The following is a 7,454-nucleotide window of genomic DNA, read 5'->3' as shown; positions in this document are numbered from 1 at the left end:
CTGATCGCCATGTACGAGCACCGCGTCTTCACCAGCGGTGCGCTGTGGGGCATCAACAGCTTCGACCAGTGGGGCGTCGAGCTCGGCAAGGCGCTGTGCAGCGACCTGCTGCCGCGCCTGGAGAGCGGCGACACGCAGGGCCTGGACGCCTCGACCGCCGGGCTGATGAAGCGCGTGCGTAGTTGAGCCCGCGCCGCGAAGTGGTCGCAGCTTCCAGCGAATTCCTCAGCGGTCCCGCGACAGCACCGGTCCACGCGGGGATATACCCGGCAACTTCTCATCATTTGAGAAGTTCTCTTGCCCTTCAATGAAGCCTCGACCATGACCCCTCCACTTCTCAAAGGGCACGGACATGGACATCAAGGCATCGCTGGACGATCCGCAACGCTCATCACTTCGAGCCCGCGCCGGGAACACCCGTCTGCTTGAAGCTGAATTCAAGCCGGCCGTGTCCGCGACAACACGCTGTGCCGCCGAGGCGGACGCCATGAAGGTGGGTACGCCGCTGGCCGATGCCTGGCGTCCATCCGCGTCGAGGTCGAGATCGCCAGTCTCGAACTCGGAGATTCCGGCTGGAGCCGCGATCTGCAAAGCCGCGACTGGTTCGATGCCCCGCAATTCGCCAAGGCGGTGTTCACTGCAGCCGGCGCCAGATCGCTCGGCGGTGGAAGGTACGAGGCGCCCGGCAAGCTGGTCATCAAGGGAGTCAGCCGCGATGTGGTCGCTGCATTCACCGCCAAGCGGTCGGGAGAGGTCACCGCGATCGAGGGCTCCATTCCCGTCAAGCGACTGGCCTTCGGCATCGGCGCCGGGCCCTGGTCGGATGTGAGTGTGGTCGCCGACGACGTTGTGATCCGCTTTCTCCTGGCTCTCGCCGACTCTTGAACCACCCCAGAACCATGAAACAAGCGCTTCCCCTGCTGCTGTCTGCTCTGCTTGGCGCCAGTGCCGCCTGCGCGGCACCGCAGGATGTGGTCGATTCCCAGCATACCTATCCCCGCTTCGAGATCAGCCATTTCGGCTTCTCGATGCACCGCGGCATGTTCACTCAGTCCTCCGGGAGCATCATGCTTGACACGGCGGCAAAGACCGGCCGGGTCGACATCGCCGTACAGACCGCCTCCATCGACACGCGTCGCCTCGGCAGCCATGGTGAAGCTGCGAAGCTTATAGACGGCACAAAAAAAAGCGCAGTTGTCGGAGGGTGATGTTCATCGATTCAATGGCGAGAGGGCGACACTCAAGCGCTGCCCCGCACGTCCCAATAGGGTGGAGAACCGAAGCGTTCGACAAGGAAGTCAATGAACGCCTGGACCTTCTTCGAGGAGCGGCGGTTCGGCTGGTAGACCGCGTAGATGGCTCCACCATTTCCGCCGAGACCAGCCTCCCATTCAGGCAAGACGACGCGCAGCCGTCCCGCCTCGATGTCGGCGCCGACAAGCCAGCTCGGCATCAGAATCAAGCCCATTCCCCCGATCGCCGCCTCTCGCAAGACCTCGGAACTGTTCGCGCGCAGATTGCCACTGACACGAACAGATTCCTCCGAGGGTCCCGAGAACCGCCAAACGCTGTTGCCTCTGGTGTAGGAGAAGGTCAGGCAATTGCGACCGACAAGATCTGCCGGCGACTGTGGCTCCCCCCACTGACCCAGATAGTCCGGACTCGCACAAACCAGTCTCCGGTGCGGTGCGATCTTCCTCGCCACGAGACTCGGGATCTCGACGCTGCCCAGGCGGATCGCCAAGTCCATCCGCTCTTCGACCAGGTCGACGATGTCGTCCGACATGGCGAGGTCGAGACGAACGCCCGGATACAGCCTGGCGAATGCGGGGATCACTGGCGCAATGTGCAGGCGCGCGAACGCGACAGGAAGGCTCACCCGCAGCAATCCGCGAGGTGGACCTGCTGCCTCACTGACCTCGAGATTGGCATTTTCCAGGTCGCCCAGGATGCGGATCGCGTGCTCGAGATAGCTCTCGCCCATGCTGGTCAAGGTCACGCTTCGCGTCGACCGATTGAGAAGCYGCGTGCCGAGACTGCCCTCCAGCGCATCGACCTGACGGGTGACCGACGACGTGGCAACCCCCATGCGCCGGCCAGCCGGTGCGAACCCGCCTTCCTCGATGACGGCCACGAATGCCCTGAGTGCGGCGAATGCGTCCATGTCCATCGTTGCGATTTTCGCAACGCACTTAATTCAATTCGACAGATTATCACCTCATCCGCCACGAATTAAAGTGCGTCAAAGCGAAGGTCATCATGCCCATCTCCATCGACGTCACATCGGACTTCATCTGCCCCTGGTGCCTGCTGGGAAACCGCAGCCTGTTCCAGGCGATCGACGGACTTCCCAGGGACATCGAGGTCATCGTCCGCTGGCTGCCGTATGAACTCAATCCGGACATGCCCGTCACAGGCATGGACCGCAGGACATACCGCGCACTGAAGTTCGGAAGCTGGCGGCGCTCGCAAGAGTTGGATAAAGGCACCATCGCCGCCGGCGCAGCCGAAGGAGTCTTCTTCGACTACGCCCGAATCCTTCGAACGCCGAATACCTTTGCCGCTCACCGGCTTTCATGGCTGGCTGCGCAGGAGGGGCGACAGCGCGCCGTCGTGGAAGCCATCTTGAGGGGCTACTTCTCCGAAGGCCTGAATATTGGGGACGTGGACGTCTTGGCCGCGCTTGCCGCCACCGCCGGCATCGACAGGGCCCAGGCTGACGACTTCCTTGCCAGCGGCGCGGCGAACGACGAGGTCCGTCAATTGGAGCAGGCGGGCCTGACGCGCGGAATTCGTGGCGTGCCCCATTTCGACATCGCGGGCACCGTGCTCACCGGGGCGCAATCGTCCCAGCGCCTGCGTGAGGCGATTGCGGCGGCCCATCTGACTGCGACCGCCACGGACGGTCAAGGGGCATAGGCATGGGCATTCAGGCCACACCTCAGCGACGCGCGCTGGTCATCGGCGGTTCGCTCGCCGGACTGCTCGTCGGCAACCTGCTGCGCCGCGCCGGATGGACGGTCGACATCTACGAACGATCGCCGCGTGATCTCGATAGTCGTGGCGGCGGTATCGTCCTTCAGCCCGAAGTCATCGAAGCGCTTCAGCAATCGGGCATCGACATCCGGCAACTCGAACTCGGCGTCCCGTCGCAGGCCCGAACGGTGTTCCGCCCGGACGGCACCGTTCAAAGCAAGCATCTGGCACCGCAGACACAAACATCGTGGTCCTTGATCTATACGACCTTGCGCCGCGCCTTCGGTGAGGAACACTATCACCAAGCCAGCAAGCTGATCGAGATTTGGCGGGAGAAGAACCGGCAAGTGACGGCCATCCTGGAGGATGGCGTGGAAGAGACCGGCGACCTCCTCGTCGGCGCCGACGGAGGCACCTCCACCGTTCGGCATCTGATCTGGCCCGAGATGGCGCCCAGCTATGCTGGGTACCTGGCATGGCGCGGCCTGGTGCCCGAAGACGAGATGCCGGAGGCTGCCCGCATCGCCTTGCACGGCGACTTCGGGTTCGCCAACAACTGCGGGTCGCACATCCTCGGATATCTCGTGCCTGGCAATGGCAACGATACGCGCCCGGGTCATCGCCTCTACAACTGGGTCTGGTACCGTGTCGCCGACAACGTGCAACTGCACGACATCATGACCGACGCCGACGGCCTCTACCGGGGCTACTCGATTCCCGAGGGAGCACTTCGCAATGGGTGGCGGGAGCACGTCTATCGCGAGGCCGACGAACTGCTGCCGGCACCATTCCGTGCGGTGGTCCAGGCCACGCAACAGCCCTTTGCCCAGGCGATTCGCGATCTTGCGGTGGATCGCATGGTCGACGGGCGCGTCATCCTGATCGGCGATGCCGCCTCGATCCCTCGCCACATACGGCTGCCAGCACCTCGAAAGCCGCCGCCAATGCGCTTTCGCTGCTGGCGGCACTCAACACCGACCCCGACGATCCGGACCAGGCACTGGCCCGTTGGGAGCCGCAACAGCTTGCTGTCGGCAGGCATCTGCGAGACCGCGGCAAAAGCATTGGCGATCATCTTCTGTTCCAAGAAACCCGGTCCGTCGCCGCGAGATAACCCGACCCCTCATTTCTTTCCACTTGCACCCAGGAGAACATCCGTGAAGTTTCTGTTCGAAGACGAGTCTTTTTCTTTTGAAACCCTGCGCACCGCAGGCTTCGCCAACTACGGCGGCGCCGACCTCGGCGAGGTCATCGTGACCGCCCGCGCCATCCCCGAAGGCGACGAGGCCGCATGGCTGAAACAGTGGGAAGCCACCGCCGACCGTGCGGCGAAGATCGGCGAGAGCTCGCTGGCTGCGGGACATCGTGTCAGCGCCCGCGAAGCATTCTTCCGAGCCTCGAACTACTATCGAACCGCGGAGTTCTTCAAGCGAGCCCAGCCGGTGGACGACGAAGACGTCGCCCGGCTGTCCGGCCGCTCGACGCAGACCTTCATCCAGGCCGGGCAACTGCTCCACACGCCATTCGAGGTCGTCGAGATCCCCTATGAAGGCACCACCTTGCCCGGCTACCTGTTCCTGGCCGACAAATCCGGCGAGCCGCGGCCGACCGTCATCTACAACAACGGCTTCGATTCGACGCAGGAAGAGTCGTATGTCGCGGTCGGTGCTGCGGCACTGCGCCGCGGCTACAACGTGCTCGCGTTCGACGGCCCCGGCCAAGGCGCCGCGCTCCGGAAATCGAAGCTCACGTTCCGCCACGACTGGGAAAAGGTGATCACCCCGGTCGTCGACTTTGCCCTGACGCGCAAGGAAGTGGATGCCGACAAGATCGCATTGTTCGGCTACAGCCTGGGAGGCTATCTGGTCGCGCGCGCGGCCGCCTTCGATCATCGCCCTGCCGCCATCATTCTGGACGACGGAATCCTGGACTTCCATGCGGCCTTCGAACACATGCTGCCTCCCTTCCTCCTGTCCTGGATCCACGACCAAAAGGATGGCGACGCCGACGCGGTTCTGCGAATGATCATGGCCGGCACGACCGGCGCCCGATGGGCGATGCAGAACGGCATGTGGACCTTCGGCACGTCCTCGCCCAGCGCGTTCGTCCGCATGAGCAAACGCTATACGCTGGCCGACGTCGCCCGCGACATCAAGGCCGCCACGCTGGTGCTCGATGCCGAGAACGACCAGTTTCTCAAAGGGCAGCCACAGGCCATCCATGCCGCACTTCAGTCACCCAAGCACCTGGTGACGCTGACAGCGGCAGAAGGGGCCGGCGAGCATTGCCACATGGGGGCCATGTATCGGGCGCACCAGACCATCTTCGACTGGCTGGACGAGACGCTGGCCAAGGCCTGACCAGTTCGAGCCACGATCCATTCAACACAAGAAAAACATGCCAGTCACCGCCAAACTGTTCACCCCGGTCCGATTCGGCCGCCACGAGGCTTCCCATCGGGGGTCGTCATGGCCCCTATGACACGCTCGCGCAGCACGCAACCTGGAGACATCCCCAATGCCATGAACGCCGAGTACTATGCGTAACGCGCCTCGGCCGCCTTGATCGTGACCGAGGCCACCCAGATCTCGCCGCAGGGCAAGGGCTACTCTTTGACGCCAGTATTCACAGCCCGGAACAGGTCGCCGGATGGCGACAGGTCACCCGCGCCGTGCACGATGCCAAGGGCCGGGTCTTTCTGCAGCTGTGGCACGTGGGCCGCATGTCGCATCCGGATTTCCACGATGGCGCCCGGCCTGTTGCCCCATCGGCCGTTCCGTTCGAAGGCACGATCTGGAAGGTCGACCCCACCACCGGCGGAGGACGGCATGGTGGCCTGCCCCACCCCCCGGGTCTCTCACGCGTGAAGACATCGAAGACATCGTCAAGGATTTCCGCCGTGCGGCCCGCAATGCCATTGACGCGGGCTTCGATGGCGTGGAGGTCCACGGCGCCAACGGCTACCTCGTCGACCAGTTCCTGCGCACCACCTCCAACACGCGCACCGACGCGTCCGCACGCGGCATGGCATCCACCCGGATATCCTTCCGACCATCCTGGAGGCGGCCGACTACCTGCAGGCCAAGGGCATTGCCTACCTGCATCTCGTCGAGGCGGACTGGGACGATGCCCCCCATTTCACGGAAGAGTTCAGGCGGGCCATCCGCGAACGGTTCCGGATCCCGATCGTCGTGGCGGGAAAGTACGACACCGCACGTGCGGAATGGGTGCTGGACAAGGGATACGCTGACCTCGTGGCCTTCGGCCACCCCTTTATCGCGAACCCGGACCTCCCCCGCCGCCTTGAAGAAGGCCTCCCCCAGGCCACTTTCGAGGGCGGCTCGCTCTTCGGCGGGACGGCGCACGGCTATACCGACTACCCGGCGTGGTCCGGCCGCATGGCCGCGGCTTGACCACGCCGGACGGGAGCGGCCAGCCGGTCAGAGGGGGGAATCTTGCATGCCCCGCCCATACGAAGGGCGAGCGGCGCGTCGACAACAGGCACAGCGCCAGCCTATAATTGTTCGATCGATCAACAATAGACGGGTTCGCCAGCGCCGTGACGCATTGGCGCCGATTGCCAAAGGACGGATCACTCATGCGTGCGCAGCTCTCAGGTTTTCACGACTTCTCTCACCGCGATATTGCAACCGATGGTGCGTCGCTGCGCGTGACGGAAGGAGGCGCAGGGCAATGCGTCCTGTTGCTGCCGGGGTGGCCACAATCGTCGTACTGCTTTCGAAAGATCATGCCGGCTCTCGCGGAGCGCTTCCGCGTCGTGGCCATTGACCCACCGGGACTTGGCGACAGTGGACCCCCATCGTGTGGATACGACACTGCGTCGGTCGCGAAGCAGATTGTCGATCTCCTTGACGTCCTGTCTATCAGCAACGCCCTTCTCGTCGGCTTCGATGTCGGCGCATGGATCGGCTACGCACTCGCTGCCAAGCTTCCGGAGCGCTTTCCCCGTGTCGCGCTCATCGATGCCGCCGTTCCAGGCCTTACGCCACCGACCGCTTACAGGCTTGCGCCGGAAACATTCTCGGGCACCTGGCACTTCACATTCAATTTCCTGCCCGAATTGCCTGAGCTGCTCGTGAGGGGCAAGGAGCGGGAGTTCCTGGAATGGTTCTTTCGCAGCAAATCAAGTCTTCTGGATCGCGCCTTCACCCCCTCTGATATCGACTTCTACGCTCGCATGTATGCGAGAGAAGGCCATTGGGGCGCCGCCCTGGGCTACTACCGCTCGATTTTCGAATCGGCAAAGCAGAATCAAGTCGCAGCGGAAGTGCCGCTTCGCATGCCAGTGCTCGCCATCGGGGGGGCAAGTGCCATGGGCCACAAGATGGGCGATGTTCTGAGGCCAGCCGCGCCGGGTCTGATCTCGGCAGTCATACCAGACTGCGGCCACTATGTGGCGGAGGAAAATCCGACCGGCTTGCTCGAAGTTCTGCTTCCCTTCCTGCATGGATCAAGGT

At 63.5% G+C, this 7,454-nt stretch carries 7 protein-coding genes and 3 pseudogenes; 9 read left to right on the top strand and 1 reads right to left on the bottom strand.

Translation table 11 applies throughout. From position 1 onward, the window contains the following. The 3 genes and pseudogenes from AC1DY5_RS34660 to AC1DY5_RS34650 form a co-directional block, all read left to right on the top strand. Nucleotides 1-186: pseudogene (locus AC1DY5_RS34660) on the top strand (glucose-6-phosphate isomerase); the annotation flags it as partial. A gap of 249 nt (nt 187-435) precedes the next feature. After that, the gene (locus AC1DY5_RS34655) at nt 436-885 is read left to right on the top strand and encodes a YceI family protein (protein ID WP_478118902.1); all 450 of its coding nucleotides are present in this window, start codon (nt 436-438) and stop codon (nt 883-885) included. Nucleotides 886-899: 14 nt separating this feature from the next. Next, on the top strand, nt 900-1,208 hold the full coding sequence (locus AC1DY5_RS34650) for a YceI family protein (RefSeq protein ID WP_478118898.1): 309 nt from the start codon (nt 900-902) through the stop codon (nt 1,206-1,208). A gap of 32 nt (nt 1,209-1,240) precedes the next feature. On the opposite strand, the gene AC1DY5_RS34645 is transcribed toward AC1DY5_RS34650, so the two are convergent. After that, nucleotides 1,241-2,170, bottom strand: a complete 930-nt coding sequence (locus tag AC1DY5_RS34645) for a LysR family transcriptional regulator (protein ID WP_478118897.1) — start codon at nt 2,168-2,170, stop codon at nt 1,241-1,243. An 89-nt stretch (nt 2,171-2,259) separates the two neighbouring features. Here AC1DY5_RS34645 and AC1DY5_RS34640 point away from each other — a divergent pair, with 89 nt between their 5' ends. The 6 genes and pseudogenes from AC1DY5_RS34640 to AC1DY5_RS34615 all read left to right on the top strand — a co-directional run. Next, nucleotides 2,260-2,919: a DsbA family oxidoreductase gene (locus AC1DY5_RS34640; RefSeq protein WP_478118896.1), complete on the top strand. Its 660-nt coding sequence runs from the start codon at nt 2,260-2,262 to the stop codon at nt 2,917-2,919. Between the two features lie 2 nt (nt 2,920-2,921). After that, nucleotides 2,922-5,336, top strand: coding sequence for an alpha/beta fold hydrolase (locus AC1DY5_RS34635; RefSeq protein WP_478118893.1), 2,415 nt, complete (start codon nt 2,922-2,924; stop codon nt 5,334-5,336). Continuing rightward, nucleotides 5,261-5,686: pseudogene (locus AC1DY5_RS34630) on the top strand (hypothetical protein); the annotation flags it as partial. The gene AC1DY5_RS34635 and the pseudogene AC1DY5_RS34630, both read left to right, overlap by 76 nt. Further along, nucleotides 5,626-5,964 (top strand): annotated as a pseudogene (locus tag AC1DY5_RS34625) (oxidoreductase); the annotation flags it as partial. The pseudogenes AC1DY5_RS34630 and AC1DY5_RS34625, both read left to right, overlap by 61 nt. 41 nt (nt 5,965-6,005) lie before the next feature. Continuing rightward, entirely contained in the window at nt 6,006-6,389 is a 384-nt protein-coding gene (locus AC1DY5_RS34620; protein WP_478118900.1) for an oxidoreductase, read from the top strand. A 185-nt stretch (nt 6,390-6,574) separates the two neighbouring features. Beyond that, nucleotides 6,575-7,454 (top strand): alpha/beta fold hydrolase (locus AC1DY5_RS34615; RefSeq protein ID WP_478118890.1); only part of this gene is annotated, 880 nt, incomplete at its 3' end.

The sequence above is a fragment of the Variovorax sp. P4_D9 genome, from assembly GCF_056401695.1.
Note: the sequence above shows the minus strand (reverse complement) of the source record. Positions and strands in the feature narration are given on the sequence as shown.